Annotated in this window: 15 protein-coding genes and 1 pseudogene; 7 read left to right on the top strand and 9 right to left on the bottom strand. The window is 45.6% G+C overall.

The window, feature by feature from the left end; translation table 11 throughout:
* Positions 1-162 precede the first annotated feature (162 nt).
* The 5 genes from acs (at position 163) to IPL83_05635 (ending at position 8,579) form a co-directional block, all read left to right on the top strand.
* Positions 163-2,136 (top strand): acetate--CoA ligase, encoded by a 1,974-nt coding sequence (gene acs / locus IPL83_05655; protein MBK9038641.1) that lies wholly within the window; start codon positions 163-165, stop codon positions 2,134-2,136.
* A gap of 175 nt (positions 2,137-2,311) precedes the next feature.
* A complete protein-coding gene (locus tag IPL83_05650; protein MBK9038640.1) occupies positions 2,312-4,072 on the top strand; it encodes a hypothetical protein in 1,761 nt (586 codons plus the stop codon).
* A 15-nt stretch (positions 4,073-4,087) separates the two neighbouring features.
* The gene (locus tag IPL83_05645; GenBank protein ID MBK9038639.1) at positions 4,088-5,629 is read left to right on the top strand and encodes a hypothetical protein; all 1,542 of its coding nucleotides are present in this window, start codon (positions 4,088-4,090) and stop codon (positions 5,627-5,629) included.
* Positions 5,630-5,725: 96 nt separating this feature from the next.
* Positions 5,726-6,331 (top strand): general secretion pathway protein GspD, encoded by a 606-nt coding sequence (locus IPL83_05640; protein MBK9038638.1) that lies wholly within the window; start codon positions 5,726-5,728, stop codon positions 6,329-6,331.
* Between the two features lie 82 nt (positions 6,332-6,413).
* On the top strand, positions 6,414-8,579 hold the full coding sequence (locus tag IPL83_05635) for a hypothetical protein (protein MBK9038637.1): 2,166 nt from the start codon (positions 6,414-6,416) through the stop codon (positions 8,577-8,579).
* Between the two features lie 74 nt (positions 8,580-8,653).
* On the opposite strand, the gene IPL83_05630 is transcribed toward IPL83_05635, so the two are convergent.
* The 6 genes from IPL83_05630 to IPL83_05605 form a co-directional block, all read right to left on the bottom strand.
* On the bottom strand, positions 8,654-9,370 hold the full coding sequence (locus IPL83_05630; GenBank protein MBK9038636.1) for an ABC transporter ATP-binding protein: 717 nt from the start codon (positions 9,368-9,370) through the stop codon (positions 8,654-8,656).
* Positions 9,371-9,376: 6 nt separating this feature from the next.
* On the bottom strand, positions 9,377-10,156 hold the full coding sequence (locus tag IPL83_05625; protein ID MBK9038635.1) for an ABC transporter ATP-binding protein: 780 nt from the start codon (positions 10,154-10,156) through the stop codon (positions 9,377-9,379).
* A gap of 11 nt (positions 10,157-10,167) precedes the next feature.
* Positions 10,168-11,157: a branched-chain amino acid ABC transporter permease gene (locus IPL83_05620; GenBank protein MBK9038634.1), complete on the bottom strand. Its 990-nt coding sequence runs from the start codon at positions 11,155-11,157 to the stop codon at positions 10,168-10,170.
* Entirely contained in the window at positions 11,154-12,056 is a 903-nt protein-coding gene (locus IPL83_05615) for a branched-chain amino acid ABC transporter permease (GenBank protein ID MBK9038633.1), read from the bottom strand. Before IPL83_05615 ends, IPL83_05620 begins: the two co-directional genes overlap by 4 nt.
* A gap of 60 nt (positions 12,057-12,116) precedes the next feature.
* Positions 12,117-13,316, bottom strand: coding sequence for an ABC transporter substrate-binding protein (locus IPL83_05610; protein MBK9038632.1), 1,200 nt, complete (start codon positions 13,314-13,316; stop codon positions 12,117-12,119).
* Positions 13,317-13,610: 294 nt separating this feature from the next.
* Complete coding sequence (locus tag IPL83_05605) at positions 13,611-13,835, bottom strand: hypothetical protein (GenBank protein MBK9038631.1); 225 nt, start codon at positions 13,833-13,835, stop codon at positions 13,611-13,613.
* A 384-nt stretch (positions 13,836-14,219) separates the two neighbouring features.
* Between IPL83_05605 and IPL83_05600 the strand changes: the two are divergent.
* Positions 14,220-15,973: pseudogene (locus IPL83_05600) on the top strand (potassium transporter Kup).
* Here IPL83_05600 and IPL83_05595 read toward each other — a convergent pair.
* The 3 genes from IPL83_05595 to IPL83_05585 all read right to left on the bottom strand — a co-directional run bounded on the left by IPL83_05595 (position 15,970) and on the right by IPL83_05585 (position 18,177).
* Positions 15,970-17,595, bottom strand: coding sequence for a hypothetical protein (locus IPL83_05595; GenBank protein ID MBK9038630.1), 1,626 nt, complete (start codon positions 17,593-17,595; stop codon positions 15,970-15,972). The pseudogene IPL83_05600 and the gene IPL83_05595 overlap by 4 nt on opposite strands.
* Before the next feature lie 42 nt (positions 17,596-17,637).
* Positions 17,638-17,862, bottom strand: a complete 225-nt coding sequence (locus tag IPL83_05590; protein ID MBK9038629.1) for a hypothetical protein — start codon at positions 17,860-17,862, stop codon at positions 17,638-17,640.
* 87 nt (positions 17,863-17,949) lie between these two features.
* A complete protein-coding gene (locus IPL83_05585; protein ID MBK9038628.1) occupies positions 17,950-18,177 on the bottom strand; it encodes a hypothetical protein in 228 nt (75 codons plus the stop codon).
* 729 nt (positions 18,178-18,906) lie between these two features.
* Between IPL83_05585 and IPL83_05580 the strand changes: the two genes are divergently transcribed.
* A complete protein-coding gene (locus IPL83_05580) occupies positions 18,907-19,071 on the top strand; it encodes a hypothetical protein (GenBank protein ID MBK9038627.1) in 165 nt (54 codons plus the stop codon).

Here is a 19,071-nt window from a genome sequence, read left to right as displayed (position 1 = left end):
ATTTCACCACTCCCAAAGAAAAACCAGATTTTTTTGCGCTGCAAATACTTTACATTTTCCGTTGACCCTTTGCTTCCATGATGCAGACTGATCAAATTCAGCGTCCGGAAAATGATGATTCTCAGAAAACTAAATTGAAGTCAAATCGAGGGGGGTTTCACCATGCACCATTCAGATCAAAAGATTCTCGTTAAATCCGAATGGGCAAAAGAGGCCTACATCCAACCTCATCAATACAAGGACATTTACGAGCGCAGCCTCAGGGACCCTGAGGCCTTTTGGGCCCAAAAGGCAGAACGTCTGACTTGGACAAAAAAATGGAAATCTGTCAAAAAGACTTCCTTTGTCCGGCCTGTTTCTATCAGATGGTACGAGGACGGAGAGTTAAATGCCTGTTTCAATTGCGTCGATCGCCACGCCAACAATGATCCGGATCGGGTTGCGTTTTACTGGGAGCCGGATCATCCCCAAGAGAAGGGACTGACCATCAGCTACGGGGAGCTTTTGGTGAATGTCTCGAAGACGGCTCATATTCTAAAAGAAATGGGGGTCAAAAAGGGAGATCGTGTCACCGTCTATTTGCCCATGATTCCCGAAGCTGTCTACACCCTGCTTGCTTGTGCCAGAATTGGGGCTGTTCATTCTGTTGTCTTCGCAGGATTTTCTGCCGAATCGCTGGCCTCGCGAATCCAAGACTGTGACAGTCACTTTCTTGTGACCTGTGATCACGGCTATCGCGGTGGGAAAATTATTCCTCTGAAAGTCAATGCGGATCGCGCCGCCGAAAAATGTCCCCGTCTCGAAAAAATACTCGTTATAAAAAGAACTTCCAAGTTCAATAATCAAGTGAGCTGGAATCCAAAAATTGACATTTGGTACCATGAAGCGCTCGCCAATGCCTCGGCGCACTGCCCGTGCGAACCAATGAATGCCGAAGATCCTCTTTTTATTCTTTATACTTCAGGATCGACCGGCAAACCAAAAGGAGTTCTTCACACTACAGGTGGGTATTTGGTTTACACTTCTTACACTCATGAAACTGTTTTTGATTATAAACCCGGTGAGGTCTATTGGTGCGCAGCTGACATCGGCTGGGTCACCGGGCATAGCTATATGGTTTATGGTCCATTGATCAATGGTGCCACCTCGGTCTTATTTGAAGGAATTCCAACCTGGCCAGGCCCTTCGCGTCTCTGGGAAATTGTCGATAAATACCAGGTCAACATACTCTATACAGCTCCAACGCTTCTCCGCACACTCATGCGTGAAGGGCCAACCCCTGTCCAATCGACGAGCCGAAGATCACTGCGCATATTGGGCTCTGTGGGTGAACCCATCAACCCCGAAGCCTGGCTGTGGTATTTTCATGTCGCAGGAGACGGGCGCTGCCCTATTGTGGATACCTGGTGGCAAACAGAGACCGGCGGAATTCTGATCACGCCCCTGCCAGGAGCGACGGATCTTAAGCCTGGCTCTGCCTCCATGCCATTTTTCGGAATACAACCTGTTGTCCTTGACGATCAAGGAAATGAACTCAAGGGAGCCTGTGAAGGCAATCTTTGTTTGCGAGATTCTTGGCCAGGACAAATGCGAACAGTTTATAATAACCACGAACGTTTCGAAGAAACATATTTCAGCCAATTCCCCGGCTACTATTTCGCCGGAGATGGATGTCATCGTGATGAAGAGGGATATTATTGGATCATCGGACGGGTTGACGATGTCATTAATGTCTCAGGACACCGAATGGGCACAGCCGAGATTGAAAGTTCACTCGTCGGCCAGGGGCAAGTGGCTGAGGCCGCTGTCGTCGGCTATCCCCACGCGATCAAAGGTCAAGGCATCTATGCTTTTGTGACTCTGATGGCTGGAGTTCCTCCCTCTGAAGAACTGCGTCAAAAACTCATCAAATGGGTTCACGACGACATCGGAGGAATCGCTCGACCCGACCATATTCAGTTTTCTCCCGCTCTGCCAAAAACACGCAGCGGCAAAATCATGAGAAGACTCCTCCGGAAAATAGCCGGCGGCGAGGAGTCTGGATTGGGGGATATCTCAACACTCGCAGACACTTCCGTTATCGAAGATATCATGAAGGAGCATCGAAGAATGTTTGGAGAGTCCCACATCTCATAATTTCTGATATGGACAAGTAATAGTTATAGGAGGTGCAGAAAATTTTCCAGCTTTCAACTTCCTCTACCTTTCGATCGAAACTTAGTCTAATACGCCCAACTATAAGTTAATTAATTAAGATATTTCATGTGGCCTTCCCTCAATCGCCTGGTAGGGCGAAAAATGGAGTAACCGAATGACCAAGTTTGTCCTTTTTCTTTATGTCAGTTTGAAATCGCGCAATTCTTATTTTGGCTTTCTTCCTTTCTTGGCTTTAGCAGTTCTTATCGCGACTGGATCAAATTCTCGAGCCAGTGACCAAAATCGAGAATTGAGGCCCATAGAAATCGATGCTCTTGCGGCAAAGATGGGAATCTCTTTAAATGATGCTGCCGCCGAAAGAAAGCGTATCAAAGAGGAAGAGCGTCTCAAGAGGCAGCAATTTCAAGAAGCAGGTGAGCGCTTCGCGCAGGCTGTTGATCGGCGAAACGAGGAGAGTGCCCAAACAGGAAAAAACCTCGCGACCCCTCAACGCACTATCAGGTTAAGACAAATTTACAATGAGGGCCTCTTTGTGCTTCCAACGACGTGGCAAGTCATTCATGGTTCTGGGCTCAAAAGCAGGGTTTCTAAACTTGAAGAGGAGGGGCCTGGCTTGCTTGATAGACCTCAGCGGCAGGTGCAGGTACTTCAGAGATATATCTCAGATAGTCCAAATGATAAGACCCACATGGAAGCTATTTTGGGAACTGCGATCCAAGATCCAGAGCAAATTGTCTACGCGATTGTTGAACCCAAATATGAAAGGCATGAGCACCAGGTTGGATACGGTAAGAACGCTCGAACTGACTCCGTTGTCGTGCCCGCTTCGACTCAAACGCGCGGCTCTTTTTTCTATATTCCACCTGATCAACCCGATTTGATGTTTGAGTTAGACCAAATTGGCTACGGTGGATCCAGCGTGTTTAATGGGATAACTTCAGGAGGCGGATATTTTGGTGTTCCCTCTTTTCCAACCGGGCGCCTTCCTTTTTCTGTTAATCAAACAGAACTGACATTTAGTGGCCTTCGCTTTCGACGTTCCACCGAAGGCAAATTCAATTTTTATAGCCCCAACGATTCATACGGAGAACAGAGCAACCCAAGCTTTCAAAGCTTGGGTCAATATGTTCAAGCTCAGGTCGTCACTCTCAAAGATCAAGCCTCGGCCGACGATATTCAACTGCAGAATCGAGCCAAACAGTATGAATTCTCTTTGTACAAAAGTGCAACAGATGACACGACATCTGCGAATTCTGGCGGAGCTAAAGGCCCCGGGATCTCCAATTTGTTTGTGATGGCGACCCCCATTGCCGCCTCTGAATATCGATTGCCCCCTTTGTTTTTTAGAGTGAATCTCGAGAGCGGTCAGGTCGATCAATTTGATGTCTTAAAACGTGAAAACGGATGGAAAACCGCCTTCTTCAATATCGAGGGAATGCCTGGCTCGAGTGGTTATTCTTCAAGCTCTGTCGGTCCCTTTATAGACGCAAGAACCAATGGGTTTCTCGGCCATCTTAATCTAAAACCGGAAGCCCTTCGATTGACAGGACCGGATATCGTGCAATTGGGTTTGTCGCTATCCGCGGATCGCAGCATTTCGGTGGTTGAACTGAGTCCCCTGGAAGGGTCGCAGCTCTACGACGTCTCAATTGTCCTCCCAATTTTGTTAGGACCTCTGTTTCCGTATCCGCCACAGTTTTTAACCCCGCTATTTGTGCGCTGGGAAATGATGGATGCCTTTGGGATCAATCGCACAGACGGCATCCACCTTGGAAATGTCACGGCCTCTGTGGTTCCAAGCCTAAGTGGTGAGGATGGCGGAGATGGAGTTCTGAAGCCCAACGGCAAGAAGATGATTTCGTGCTTGAAGGCCGTTGGCCAAGCAGCAAATAGAAGACGAGTGGCGAGCCGCTAAGCTCGAAGGAGAGGAATGAATCGCTACTTAACGATGGCCGGCGTGATTTCCGGCTTTATCCTTCTAGATATTTTTGCTTCTCCTTTTGGGTCTCCTCTCTCTGTGGCTCAGGCAACGGAGTCGGCTAAGTCGCGAAGTTGCGCACAAAGACTTGGCTCGATTGGTTTCAATTTCAATCAAAATGGAATACTCGCTAAAAATTTGAGGGAGATTTTTCTCGTTGCCGAGTATGTCGGTTCCAATCTTCTCGTTGTGAAAGAAGGATCAACTCCCATTGCGATTATTGATGTTGGCCCCCTCCCAAGTCAGACGGAATGGTCGCCTCGGGCCATCAAAATTAGAAAGCCCATCACCGCAATTGTCGAACCCAGACAAATTGCAGAGACTTCGACGACCGAAGAACATTGGCTCACCCCATCCTCCCAATGGCCTGAATTCGCTCTTTACTTGAGTCGTCTTTATCACATTCCAATCGACCATCCTGACTTCAAAGAAATGAAGAAAAGAATTTTCGATGATCGAGAGGTGAGAAATCTCGTTATCTCGAACTCTCAAGACGGCCAGCAGAGTTTCTTGCAGAGTTTTTTAGTGCCTACGACTCAGACCACTTTGGGTAGAACCATGGATTCTGATACTCAAGCTAAATTCAGAACAGATAGGAATAACAACGAAATTCACCTTGAGGCGAATGGAAAAGAGAGATTCTTTTCTTTTCAATGGAAAGATCGTGTTTTCTTGAACCGACTCTTGTCACTGAAAGTCAACCGACCCAACCCATCGGGCTCTGTGTATTTTATCAATATGGTTTTTGAAACTGAGGTGGTGGACTCCGCCGATAAAAGCACGGCCGTCGACTCTGATTTCGCCCCCGATCTCGCCCGGGATTTCTTGAATAGATTTCCTCAAATTCTTTCGAAGGACATGATTCTAAGGCCTGGGTTCATCCAAGTGGATGATCTCTCAAGGGGGCAATCGTTCGAGCATTTTGCAAGAGGTTCTCAAGGCGAACCCGAACTTTTGAATCTCGCCGACCTCAAAGATTATCCTGAGAGAGCTCCTGGCGCTAAACTCATTCGAAAAGCAGATGAGAATGTTTTTCTATCATTGGGAGGTCGGATCGAACCGGAACCTCTGAAGCCCTTTGTTATTCCTCTCCTGGAAAGCGGATCAACTTCGGGAGTTGAAGGGCTTCTCTCTGAGTGGGACGCCCGTCGTCTTTACTATTGGGCCGTCGATTTGGATGGTCGTTTCTTGATCGGACCTGGAAATTATCTTGATAATTTGGGATCGCAAAATTATTTGCATCTCTTAGTTGGGCAGAAACCGGCTCTTATCGGCGGATTTGTGACCCAAGATTCTGACAGTCATTTTCGTGTTTATATCGACACTCAAATCTATGGATTTGGCCCTTCGGCCCCCGGGCTCGATAAGACGACTTGGCTAAACGAGCTCACTCCTTTACTTGAAAGACTCTTTCGGCGCAATGTGAGTTCCAATTTTCAGATTGAGGAGGTCGCCTTCGCAGCCATTAACCCAAGAGCCGACGCCCCTCAGTAGTCTCGAATCGCGCAGATGCATTGGAAATGCATTGTCACATGGCAATAAGTATGACTATCTAAGTACACCAAAAATAACCCTGGAGTTTCTATGAAATTGTTAGCTTTGATTTTGGCTGTTTTCACAATGAGTCTTTCTCAAGCTGAAAGTAAAATAAAAATGTATTACAAAAACGAAGACTTAGTTAAAATTATTGAGTTTTATTCGAAAGTCTCGGGGCAAAAGTTTGTTATTGACGCTGCGGTTCGTGGAAAAATTTCGCTCTTCTTACAAGAGCCTGTTTCTGTTGAAGAAGCTTTTAATCAATTGTCTTCTGCATTAGCTGTAAATGGCTATGCGATTAGCAAGCAGGGTGACACGATGGTGATTGCGGCAGCTCGAAACATTCAGCGGGATTTAATTGAAGTCAGCACCGAGCGACCTAGTTTGAAACCACAAAGACTGTATACTTGGATCTACAACGTGAGGCATTCACCTGCTGACAGTATCAATCGTGAATTTCGTATTTTTCCGTCTAAGGAAGGTGAAATGTCAGTGAGTGTCAATACAAACCAAGTTATTTTCACTGACTGGGTTTCAAACTTAAACCGAATTGGTGATATTATGAAGGAGATTGATAAACCATTAGATCCTCAGATGGCTAAGCTTGTTGAATCTTCAAAAAGTCGAATTAAAAGCCTAAGCAAAGAAACAAACGAGTGAAAAAGCAGAGAGGTGGCTGACCAGCCTGAGAGAAATGCTTCGGCTAGTGAATAGGTCTGAATTTATCTATATGAAAGCCCGCATGAACTTACTTTTCACGCAATTGACTTTTTCTAGGGCACTGGTGGCCCTCCTCGTTTTTGGTGCCATCACCACATCAATGTCCCAAGCTGAGCTTCTGACTCAAGCAAGTTCTGATGCTCCATTTACCAGCGACAAGGCAGAGTTGGTTGACCTTGACCGGACCCGGCTGGCAAATCGACCCTTGAGTCAAGTTAGGAGGAATCGCCTGACTAAACCCGCGCTCATCTGGAATCTCATTGATCGTTTGTCCGCTCCACCTGATTTAACCACCGGAAGCGATTCATCAGAGCTCATCGAACTAACTGGATTTTTGACCATATCTTCTTTTTTGTTTGAACCACTTGATTCCAATCAGGCTGCGCTGGCTCATTTTACTCGAGTTATCTTAGAAGCGCTAGGAACCACAGACGTAGTTGTTACGGACGGAACTTCTGAATTCATGACTAATGTTGCTCAGGAGGCTCGACGCCAACGTATGAAGCCGTCGACATTCACTAAGCTGTTTCAAGATCCAGACTTGGTCGATGCCGTTTATCGGCGTTTTTTGTTTGAGAAACAACATAAGCATCGACGACTTGAGGCTAATAAAAGTGCTGAGGTTCTTTGGAGATTGAACCCAAGTAAAGAGTATATGCGCGCTGAGCTCGCTCGTTGGATTTACAGTGAATTCACTTCCCTTTGGAGATTTAAAAATCTGCCAGAGAGATTGCTTGAAAAAGCCGACCTTCAGATTATGACAATTCAGGAGGCCATCATTCACGAATTTGGAAAATTTTTGATTGAGAAGAAGGGGTTTCAGACTCGGCCTCTCATGAGATACCTCCACGAAGACATTCGGAGCGAGTTACTCCAAGTACCAGATTCACTAGCTGATGTGAAAGTTTTGACTTCTGTGGTTGAGCTTTCCAGAGTCTTTGGACTCAATTCCAATTTGGAAGCGATACAATATAGCCGTCTCTTAAAGCTCCAGGAAACGTTTTTTGCGAAAAAGGATCTCGCCCTGTCAGTCCAGTTCAAAGGCTTAATGAAAGAATTGCTTTTGGCCTTTATGGGATTGGAAGCTTCGATTGAAAACCTAAATGCTGTTCTTTCGTTACCCGAACACCTTTTTCTTGAAATGGGTGAACTGCATTTCAATCAAAAAGGATGGATACTTAAATCTCTTCTCAGTAAAAACATCTCCCTCCTCTCCCGCCTGATAGAGGTATTAGGGTCCGAACCCGATCAAAAAGAACGATCACAAATTTTTTACGCAATCGAGAGTGCTGCGAGCTCCATCACGAATTCGAAGGACTTAGAAACACTGAGGTCCTATGATTCTCCAGACTTCAGAGCTGAAGCCTTCCTTTTTGCCCCAAAATTAGCCCGCCTAAAACTCTGGCCAAGGAGAGATCAGCCACAAAATTCTTTGACCTTGGATTCTCAAGAGGAACCTAACCTTAACGGCCAAGCTGACCGTTCTACCGATCATTCTGCCGACCAAGCTTCGGCTCGCTTTTTTTTATTTGAAGAGGCCCTCGCACGAGCCGGTGGACCTTTGTCTCTTCAAGGCCAAACCTCTTCTTTATTTGAGACCGTAACAGAAGTTCTTTATCACAAGCCTGTCACGACCTTGGATTATGTCCTGCTGGTGAAAGCCGTTCAGCTCATGCAAAAATGGCGACAATTGTCCACTCGGATTGAACATCGTTTGGTTAAACTTCTCGATTCTCCAGAACCTACTTCTCAGCCTGGAGTTAAGTGGTCCTTGGATTATGCCATTTCACTTGCCCTCGCAGAAAAATCAAAGTCAGGATTGACGGCCCACACTCGCGCTCGGCTGCTTGATTTTAGTACAGAAAACAGGCGCTTTCGATTTTATGCGCTTCAAGGTGCATTGATGGAAGAGGATAAAGTACAAAATGCCGTCTTTGGATTGGTCAAGGATCCAGAATATACAGGTTCTGTTCTGTCCGCCCTAGACCGAGTTAAAATCTCGAGCAAGCCGCTCCAGAGACGAATTGAGAAGTGGATTCGCGCGAACCCACTCGTCATACCTTTGATGGAGGGGGCTGCAACAGAATTGTTAAAGGGAAACTATGGTATCCCTTGGTACTCTAAAAGACATGATAATGATCGAGACAAGAAAGTCTGTGCCAAGATCCTGAGGCTTCCCCAGCTTTAGAAGAAGAAACAGATCCAAGTGCAAGTGAGCGGCAGATAAAACTAAGTTCAAATTCTCAACTAGTAATTTAACAATTAATATCCGAGATACGCACTTTGCACGGCGCTAGAACCAAGAAGTTCTTGAGAAGTCCCCCGTACGGCAATCTTGCCCGTTTCAAGAACGATCCCCTGATGAGCCACTTGCAGGGCTTGCAAGGCGTTTTGCTCAACAAGAAGAATTGTTTTTCCCTCAGAATTAATCTTCTTGATAATTGTGAATATTTTCTCGATCACCTGGGGGGCTAACCCAAGACTGGGTTCATCAAGGAGCAAAATATCCGGACGAGACATGAGTGCTCGCGCGATAGCCAACATTTGTTGTTCGCCACCAGACAAGGTTCCCGCGCTCTGAGATCTTCTCTCTTTTAGTATTGGAAACAGTTGAAAGCCGTGCTCCAGATCCTCTTTGTAGGCGACTTTATTGCTAACCGTATAAGCGCCCAAATCCAGATTTTCTTCAACCGTGAGATTTAAGAAAATACCTCTTCCTTCCGGAACCTGACAGAGCTTCCGACGAACAATTTCATCTGCACCAAGACCGTCAATTCTCTTGCCTAAATGAGTCACACTTCCAGATGATGGTTTGATCAAACCTGATATGGTTTTGAGAACAGTCGTTTTGCCGGCCCCATTGGCACCAATGATAGTGAGAATTTCCCCACGAGGAACCTCAAAACTCACTCCGTGAATGACCTCAATCGCGCCATATTGTACAACTAAGTTCTCAACTGATAATACAGATTCTTTCATCATACCTCAATGAGCTGCCTTTCCTAAATAGGCTTCCACAACCTTCGGATCAGACTGGATTTTCTCTGGAGTACCATCCGCAATTTTAATACCATGATCCAGTACTGCAATTCGTTCACATATTCCCATCACCAATTTCATGTCGTGTTCGATCAGTAAAACAGTCATGTCAAATCTTTCACGAATGGTGGCGATTGTTCTCATTAAGGCAGATGTTTCTTGAGGATTGAGACCAGCCGCGGGTTCATCAAGCAAAATCATTTTTGCACCAGTCGCCATGGCTCGAAGTATTTCAAGCCTTCTCTGGTCACCATACGGAAGATTTTTAGCCAGATTGTCTTTGCGATGACCTAAATCAAAAATTCCCAAAAGCTCTGCCGCATCTTTTCGCTTAATTGACTCATTTTGAATTTCTCTTGAAGTTTGAAAAACTGAATGCCACAAAGTTGCAGCCTTGCGGCATTTATCAAAATCCATCGCAACGAGAAGGTTTTCAAGAACTGTTAGCTCCTTAAATAGTCTGATATTCTGAAACGTGCGGGCCAATCCACTTGCTATAATATCTGAGGTCTTATTGCCCGTGACATCCTTTCCAAATACTTGAATAGAACCTTCTGAAGGACGATAAATGCCTGTCAGCATATTAAAAACAGTCGTCTTTCCCGCTCCATTTGGCCCAATCAATCCCACAATCTCCTTGGGCTTTACGATCAAATTAAAAGAACTGACAGCTCTTAAACCGCCAAAGTGAATGCTTAAATTTTCTACAGACAAGGCCGTACTCATTGATCTTCCATTCATGAGGCTTTCTTTTTCCAACTCATCAGAATTTCAGAAACTTCCCTTTTTCCTAACAAACCGTTCGGTCGCGTCAGCATTATGATAATGAGTAAAAGTGAATAGATGATCATTCTCAAATCTACGCCTGTCATTTCTTGCAAAGGTCTCAGAGCCTCCTTCAAAACCGTCAAAAATACTGCCGCAATGACAGAGCCAGAAATACTTCCCATGCCACCTAATACAACCATAATGATGATTTCAAAACTCCGATTAAAGTCAAAAATAGAAGGACTCAAATACTGGAGGTCGTGGGCGAAAAGTCCTCCCGCCAGACCCGCAAAAAAAGCACCAATCACAAACGACTTCACCTTTGCTCGCGTTGTGGGAACCCCAACTGCTTCGGCAGCAATCTCATCGTCCCGCACCGATAGAAAGGCTCTTCCGTAAGAGGTATTTACGATTCTCCAGCAGAAAAAAACCGTTATCACAGCAAAAGTAAAAACCCATCCAAAGTTTGAATATTTTGGAATGCCAGCGAGTCCTCTTGATCCACCTACCAAATCAAGATTGAGGACGACCACGCGAATGATTTCCCCAAAACCCAATGTGACAATCGCAAGATAATCCCCGCGCAATCGCAAAGAGGGAAGTCCCACAAAAAAGCCTATCAAGGCCGCAGAAGCCCCCCCCAGAAGAAGCGCTAACAAAAAAATAAAATTCTGAAAAGCGAGATTTCCGAGGACTAGGTTCTGAACCATGAGAGTTGAGAGAGCAGAAACGTAACCCCCAACAGCCATAAATCCCGCGTGCCCCATTGAAAACTGCCCGGTATGTCCATTGATCAAATTCAGGCTCACCGCTAAAATAATGCCAATTCCCGACAAAATTATAATTTTGAAGAAATAGGGGTCTATATAAGGCATCAATGCCAAATCTGCTATCCAAACGATGCCAAGCACAAGAAGCCAATATTTCAAGTTGAACAATATCAGCATCAAATTTTTCATACTTTTTCCGATCCTGCTTTGCCAAACAAACCTGTCGGTTTAATCAGCAACACAACAATTAGAAAAATAAACGCGAGCGCGTCCCGATAAGTGGAAGCTCCGTACCCAACAACAAACTCCTCCGCCAGCCCTAAAAAAACAGCCCCTACAAAAGCGCCAGTGACATTTCCGATTCCACCCAAAATCGCGGCTACAAAGGATTTGAGGCCTGGCACAATCCCCATAAATGGCTCAATTTTCGGATAAATCAACCCCACCAGCACGCCTGCCGCGCCGGCCAATGCTGAGCCCAACATAAACGTCCAGCTAATGACACGGTCAGTAGGTATTCCCATCAAACGCGCCAGATCATGATCAAAACTGACAGCTCTCATTGCTCTGCCAATTCGAGTTTTAAAAATGATGTACTGAAGGATCAGCATCAGAGACAATGAAACAATGAGCACATTGACCTGAAGAGGATTTATTTTTAACTCTCCAATCTCCCAAGTTCCCTCTGGCTTATACACCTGGGGAAAAAACTTGGGGTCGGATCCAAAAAATAACTGACCTGAGAATTGAAGAAGAAGAGAAACTCCAACTGCGGTGATCAAGATATTAATTCTCGGCTGGCGTCGGAGAGGTCGATAAGCGAATCTTTCAATTAGCAGACCCAAAAGTGCACAAGCCATCATTGACACCCCAAGAGTCGCAAGGAGTCCCACAAAGGAGGGGTTTTTATCGAAGCCCATGAGTCTACCGCTGTAATACCCGACAAAAGCTCCAGCCATGAACACTTCGCCATGAGCAAAGTTAATCAGCTGAAGAACTCCAAACACCATTGTATAACCCAAGGCCACAAGCGCATAGATGCTGCCCAAACTGAGGCCATTAATGAGATGCTGTACAAATTCCGTCATAAACTAAGATCTTTTAACCTATCAAATGATTAATCCGGGACAGTTCTGGTACCAAAAAATTTAAGGTTTAATAGTGGTCTGATATTTGAAGTCCCCTTGATCAACCTTTAAAACAACTGCAGATTTTGCGGCGTTGCGTTTTTCGTCAATCGTTATTAAGCCTGTCACACCTTGAAAATTCTTTGTCTGCGCAATGGCGAGCCGAAGAGCTGGCGATGAGTCATCGGTCGCCCTGAGCAAGGCCTCTGCCAAAATTTTTGCTGCATCATAACCTAGTGCTGCCAAACCGTCTGGCGCTTCATTGTGAAGACCTTTGTAACTTTGAATAAATTTTTGTACATGAGGAGATTGATCTTCTGTTGAATAGTGATTCGAGAGATAGGACCCGTTAATGTTATCTCCACCGATTTCCTTCAACTTAGGAGAATCCCATCCATCTCCTCCAAGAAGGGGCACTTTGAGGCCCAATTCTCGTGCTTGGCGAGCGATCAGACCAACATCCGTATAATAACCAGGAACATAAATCGCTTCTGGATTTTTCGCCGCGATAGATGTCAATTGGGATTTAAAATCGATATCACCCGCGCTATAACTCTTGTCCTCAACAATCACTCCCCCTGCCTTTTTGAAAGACTCGGTAAAGACGTCAGAAAGACCCACGCTGTAGTCATTTTTTGAGTCTCTCAAAACAGCAACCTTTTTGATTTTCAGATTCTCGTAGGCGAATCGCGCCATGACAAGTCCCTGAAAAGGATCAATAAAACAAACTCGAAAGATGTAATCCCCAAGCTCAGTCACCTTGGGATTCGTAGAAGAAGGTGAAATCATGGGTATTTTATTTTGCTGGGCAATAGGGGCCATCGCAATGCTTCGCGAACTGGCAACTTCGCCAATAACTGCCACCACTTTGTCCTGAGTAATGAGCTTTGTAATCGCTGTTGCGGCCTCTTCAGGCTTGCCTTGATCATCGAGACTGACGACCTTGAGCTTTTTGCCCTTAATTCCCCCTAATTTATTGATCTCCTCAAAAGCCAACAAAATCCCACGATGAGTCGAAATTCCGAAAGTCGCCTCTGCCCCCGTCATCGAGCCCACTTCTCCGACCTTAATATACTCGGAATTGTCAGTTTCAGGCGTTTGCTTTTTGGTACACCCCGATGTCACAAACAGACAGAATACGCCTATCAAACCAAAAATTTGTGCTAAGACACCAGTTCTGATCGGCAGTAAATATCCAGCTTTCTTTTCCTTCTTGCTCATTCCAGTTGTTTTCATCGAATAGGCCACCCTTCCTCTTTCAAATTTTGAAACCCTCAACCCAATTCGGTTTCTTACTGTGTGGTGCGAATTTTGGCTACATAAATTCGTCACGTCTGAGGCTTTTTCTAAAGACACTCGATCGAAAACAAATGACGGAACAATTGTGATGTGGTGAAAGAGGTGAGGATGGGACCTGGAGGATCGCAGAATATGCGAAACTGATTCAGAAGAAAATCCAAAAGCATCTAGCGGGAAAAATTACTCATCCCGCTAGAACTCTAACAATTGAGAAACTTAGTGAGTCTCAGTTGCTGCAGGAGCTGATCCCATTTTCTCAGTCACACACTGATTAAGATCAACAGCTTTTTCTTCGGTACAAGCTTTTGTTGCCTCGTCCTTAGTGTAAGTTTTTGTCGCTGCGTGCTTTGTCTTAGCAGCCTTAGCTGGGGCTTTTGCAGCCTTTTCGGCAAATGCAAAAGAGCTCAGAGAAAGAGCAAGAACGATTGATAATACTTTCATGTGGTATCTCCTTTTTGTTGTTTTGGCCAAAGTCAATGAAGCGCACTCTGACCAGATCTAAAACTTAACTAAGACTACAAAGAAATTGTCGGTCCGCCTCATATCAGAGTCAACTTGATACAATGCACTGAGTCTTTTTTGATTCTCGACAAGACCACAACAACATCGTAAACCTCCCATTTGTCATTTAGTCCAATCAATTCAAAAGCATGGAACCAAAAACAAGGAACCAAGCCAGGAAGGTGATTTGTGAGCGTCAACAAGGAAGCGAACGGAAAATTGTCTCAGAATGCCCTCACCTTGGCCGCTCTTGGCGTCGTTTTTGGAGATATCGGAACCAGCCCCCTGTACGCCGTGCGGGAAGCTTTTCATGGACCGCACGCCATGCCGCCAACCCCTGATAATATTCTGGGGATCTTGTCTCTTGTGCTATGGTCGCTGATATTGGTGATCTCGGTCAAATATCTGCTCTTCGTGATGAGAGCTGACAACAAGGGAGAGGGCGGCGTTCTTGCCCTCACGGCACTGGCTGCTCTACCAAAGACCGCCACCCCGACCTTTTGGAATCGTGGCATACTTTATCTTGGGCTTTTTGGATCTGCTCTCCTCTTCGGGGATGGAGTCATCACACCAGCCATCTCAGTATTAAGCGCAGTTGAAGGACTAAAAATCGCGACCCCCCTCTTTGAACCGCTCGTCATTGTCATTACCATTGCTATTTTGGCTGGTTTGTTTTTGGCCCAACATCAGGGCACAGAACAAATAGGCAAAGTATTCGGCCCCGTTATTTTCTCTGGTTCGGGGTCATTGGTACTTTAGGAGTGCATGGCATTGTTCAGTATCCAACTGTCCTGACGGCATTGAGCCCACAGTTTGCTTTTGAATATTTTCTCAATAATGGCCTCAATGGAATTTCAGTCCTTGGTGCCGTATTTCTGGTTGTTACGGGAGGTGAGGCTCTTTATGCCGACATGGGACATCTCGGTCGAAAACCGATTCAGAGAGCCTGGTTTTTTGTTGCTCTGCCTGGACTTGTTCTAAATTACTTTGGGCAAGGGGCCCTCTTGCTCATGAGACCCGAGGCGTCAGAAAACCCTTTTTATCTGCTCGCGCCCAGCTGGGCCCTCTATCCACTCGTTACAATTGCAACCATGGCGACAGTCATTGCCTCTCAGGCCCTAATCTCTGGAGTTTTTTCTCTCACACGCCAGGCCGTTCAGTTGGGGTACGCACCCCGGGTGCGAATTGTTCATACTTCGAGCCACGAGATCGGCCAAATTTATATCCCTCAGATCAATTGGATTTTGTTTGTTCTTACCTGCTGGTGCGTTTTTTCTTTTAAATCCTCCAGTGCGCTCGCTTCTGCCTACGGAATCGCTGTTTCAAGCACGATGGTCATCACAACTGTGCTCACTTGTCGTGTCGCTCGCCGACGTTGGAAATGGCACTGGGCTTCGGTTGCCGGAGTTCTTGCTCTCTTTCTCTCAATCGACCTCGTCTTCTTTAGTGCAAATGTGCCTAAGATTGCTGAGGGGGGGTGGTTTCCTCTTGTTTTAGGTGCCGTAATTTTTACTTTGATGACGACTTGGTCAAGAGGACGAAAAATCCTCATGCAACGATTGAGAGATAAGAGTCTCCCTTTGATTGATTTCTTGAAAAAAGTGGACTCTCAAAATCTTGCCCAAGTTCAAGGAACAGCGATTTTCATGACAGGAGATCCGGAGGGAACCCCTCTCGCACTGATTCACAACGTAAAGCACAACAAATGTTTACATGAAAAGAATGCCCTTCTCACGGTAACTTCTTGCGAAGAAGCTCACGTTGATAAATCAGAACGGATTGATATTAAAACAATTCGAAAGGATTTTTATCGGGTTATTGCTAAATACGGATTCATGGAAACCCCAGACATTCACGACATTCTTCGGATCTGCAAAGAAAAGGGAGTTGTGCTCAACCTGATTGATATTACATTTTTTGTTGGACGAGAAACTCTCCTCGCCTCTGACCAACCTGGAATGGCGATTTGGCGAGAACACCTCTTTGCCTTTATGTCTAAAAACGCAGAACGGGCCACTGCCTACTTCAACATTCCAAACGACCAAGTGATTGAAGTCGGAATACAGGTAAAAATCTAATTGATTCGAACGAGAACTGGCGCAACCTGCTGTTGTTGGCCCTTTTCGTCCTTCTCCCGAACCAATATAAAATCATCTCCAGCCCCACCCCAACCCTGTTCCTGAAGGATCGCAGCGAAATTTTCTTCGGAGGACAGAGGAGGCTTGGCTGATACTATGGATACGAAGGGGTAAAATTTGAGCACTCTTTGGAGAAACTCTCGTCCCGAATGCTCTTGGTCGCTCTCGCCCGCCGTCCCCTTGTTGTTCTCTCCAACGACCAGCAATGGCAAACCCCAGTCGAGAATCCGAATAGCTTGTATCAATCTCAGAGATGGAACACCCTCAAAAACCACTGGCATCCGACCCAAGGATTTATTATTCCCCAAATTTTTCTTCTCAACAATTCTTCTGGCCCGGTCCATTGTCTCTTTCTCAGGCAGAGCACTTGGATCATTCCTGAAATCAGTGAAAGAATCTAGAGAAAGGCCAAATTGAAATCTCCTGCCAACATCAAAGGCCTGACTTGCCACATATTTCATATGCTTAATCACCTCACGGAGGCGCTGCTCATCCGCAGCCATGGCTGTTGGCTCAGACACCATCAAGCCTGCTTGCAACAAGGCACTTACTCCAACGTCAACCGTATCTGAAGGAGTCAACGCACTTTGAACAGATGGCGTAGCAAATCCCCCAGTCGCCACCACAACAGGGAGACCCGCCCTTTTAGCCGCCGCCACAAGGAGCATCTCGGCCGCAGCGAGATCGCGGCGCGTTTGTATCTGAAGATCCCCACGAGCAACAATAACTCCACCACCCACGCGAGACAGCTCGTTGATGATCCCTTCAAGATTGTCCATGGCCGTGACAGTTTCTACTTTTGCCCAAATCATGGGCAATGTTCCATGATGTCGAAGAACCCCTTCTTTAATGATCCTAAACCGTTCACTGGGGTCCATCTCATCAAGTCTCGCTCGATATGCGACGCTATTTATAAAATCTAGAGTAGATTTTCCATTCGGTGATGAATCATTTTCAATTTCAGAAAAAAATTTCGCTTGACGAATCTTCGTAAATACTGACCCTAAAATTTCATTCATATATGAATGCAATTGAACGACATCTGAGCCATCACGAATAAAGCTAAGTGTAATACCGTGAATCTGCCCGGTCCAAATGAGCCAATCTGTATTCTTAAAGTCCAAAGACGTGAGGGCAGGAGCATTAACCTCAACTCCAGGGGCCTGGATGCCTTTGTTTCCGGTCAGAACATAGCCGGTCTTAGGAAGGCTTGTTATTTTCACAGTGAAGGAGCCATTCGGTTTCAGATCCGTAACTACTCCCTCCACGTCATCACCAAGGACAATGGGAGAACCAACCGCTAAATTCTCTGTCATCCAATCGAATTCTTGAATAGACATAGACAAGTTTCTCAGGTCCCGCGTGTTCTCTCCAGACGGAATCGTTCCTTCGCGGTTTATGGCGAGGGAAATACCGGTGTGTAGGGCAATCGATTGGCTGTTGGTTATTCGAATCTTAGGCCCGGGATTATCCGCCAAAATAGCTGAGCCAAAAGGCCACACAGTTCTTAAGATATTATTTGCATCTCCCCATCTTTTCGGATCCGTTCCTACATGACTCAAATTCATTCTCAACACAGAGGGTTCAAGTGGTTGAATTTGCGTCTATTCCCGATAGGCCGTTCCGGGCCCCAAAGTGACCACGATCGGAACTGAGGGCTTTTTCGGATCTGATTCGAAAGTAAACCCATCGCGTCCCCCACCGCCTACCAGTTGGCGATAACAGCTCTTTTGGGGGGCGGCAGCCAAGCCACCAGAACACAGAACCACCACTGGTAAAACAAAGGCCAACAAGAAGCCACATTTGCAATTCATAAAACTTTCAGGCATATAATTTCATCCTCACCCTTATAGTAGCAAAAATAATTTCTTATCATCCAAAAAATAAAAACCGAAAAAACACTGCAATTTGTGCCGCTAGATTTCTCTGCGAGGGTTTCTCTGCAAATACTGTGCAAGCATAAACTGGCCCGCTTGATTGTTGTTCCAAACTCCAAGGGTGCTGGCTGAAGCAAATCTCAGGAGTCCAGGATTTTCAAACATGCGTCCGGCAGCAGCGCTCACAACGTGAGCACTGCACCAAGCCGAACTCGATCCTGAACTCCTGAGATTTGCTTCAGCCAACTCCTTGTGTCGTTTGGACACAACAGAATCACCGACGGCTTGCGGGCCAACACTGTTCGGTTAAAAAGTAAGAGAAGGTTGAGTAATTTCATGGGAAAAAACTAAACAGAATTCTAAAAGAGATTTGGGCTGGTCTGATTACTTTTGCAAAGACAGCATATCTTGCTTGGTTCTAGTGAAAAATTAAATGCGCTCGTTGCTAAAATTAGTAGAAATATCTTCAGTTATATTTTCTAGGCAGTTCGGAAGGAAAAATCCCCGAGTCAGTAAATAATCATTATATTCATGGGTTTGACGGCGAAAAAACAAACCTAATAACAGAATCGGCATAAGTAAGATTAGACACGGATTCTATGCTTAACCGAACAGAATTGGCCCCGTGTCCTGTCGTCTCTCCTCTGAGAGGGTACTCAGTGATCGGATAAGCAGCCGCCGAAATGGTACAATAAATTTTGAAATAGAAAGCGAATCCGATAGAGTGAAGCTCTGATGCAAATTCCACATTCTGAAACACGTCTCAATAGGGGCCCTTTTTTTTATGTGTGCCTTCACCAGGTAAATCTATATGAGTTGGGTGACGGGTGGGTGACATTTGGATAGTGAACCTCTCACCACTTATTCCCGACAAGGGAAAAGTGGTGAGAGGTTCACATATTACAATCGATTAGAACTATAAGGTTTAACGGGTTTTTCTACGGCCAAAGGTTTATAAGCTGACCCGCTTGATTGTTGTTCCAAACTCCAAGGGAGTTGGCTGAAGCAGATCTCAGGATTTCAGGATCGAGTTCGGCTTGGTGCAGTGCTCACAACGTGAGCACTGCTGCCGGACGCATGTTTGAAGATCCTGGACTCCTGAGATTTGGTTCAGCAAGGCACCCTTGGAGTTTGGAACAACAATCAAGCGGGCCAGTTTAA

The sequence above is a fragment of the Bdellovibrionales bacterium genome (assembly GCA_016716765.1).
In the GTDB taxonomy this organism is placed as follows: Bacteria; Bdellovibrionota; Bdellovibrionia; order Bdellovibrionales; family UBA1609; genus JADJVA01.
The sequence above is the reverse complement of the archived record's forward strand: the minus strand, read 5'-3'. Positions and strand labels throughout refer to the sequence as shown.

What these genes read in the sequence shown, in the direction of transcription:
- acs (MBK9038641.1), top strand. Translation starts at nt 163, where the DNA reads ATGCACCATTCAGATCAAAAGATTCTCGTTAAATCCGAATGGGCAAAA.
- IPL83_05650 (MBK9038640.1), top strand. Translation starts at nt 2,312, where the DNA reads ATGACCAAGTTTGTCCTTTTTCTTTATGTCAGTTTGAAATCGCGCAAT.
- IPL83_05645 (MBK9038639.1), top strand. Translation starts at nt 4,088, where the DNA reads ATGAATCGCTACTTAACGATGGCCGGCGTGATTTCCGGCTTTATCCTT.
- IPL83_05635 (MBK9038637.1), top strand. Translation starts at nt 6,414, where the DNA reads ATGAACTTACTTTTCACGCAATTGACTTTTTCTAGGGCACTGGTGGCC.
- IPL83_05630 (MBK9038636.1), bottom strand. Translation starts at nt 9,370, where the DNA reads ATGAAAGAATCTGTATTATCAGTTGAGAACTTAGTTGTACAATATGGC.
- IPL83_05625 (MBK9038635.1), bottom strand. Translation starts at nt 10,156, where the DNA reads ATGAGTACGGCCTTGTCTGTAGAAAATTTAAGCATTCACTTTGGCGGT.
- IPL83_05620 (MBK9038634.1), bottom strand. Translation starts at nt 11,157, where the DNA reads ATGAAAAATTTGATGCTGATATTGTTCAACTTGAAATATTGGCTTCTT.
- IPL83_05615 (MBK9038633.1), bottom strand. Translation starts at nt 12,056, where the DNA reads ATGACGGAATTTGTACAGCATCTCATTAATGGCCTCAGTTTGGGCAGC.
- IPL83_05610 (MBK9038632.1), bottom strand. Translation starts at nt 13,316, where the DNA reads ATGAGCAAGAAGGAAAAGAAAGCTGGATATTTACTGCCGATCAGAACT.
- IPL83_05605 (MBK9038631.1), bottom strand. Translation starts at nt 13,835, where the DNA reads ATGAAAGTATTATCAATCGTTCTTGCTCTTTCTCTGAGCTCTTTTGCA.
- IPL83_05590 (MBK9038629.1), bottom strand. Translation starts at nt 17,862, where the DNA reads ATGCCTGAAAGTTTTATGAATTGCAAATGTGGCTTCTTGTTGGCCTTT.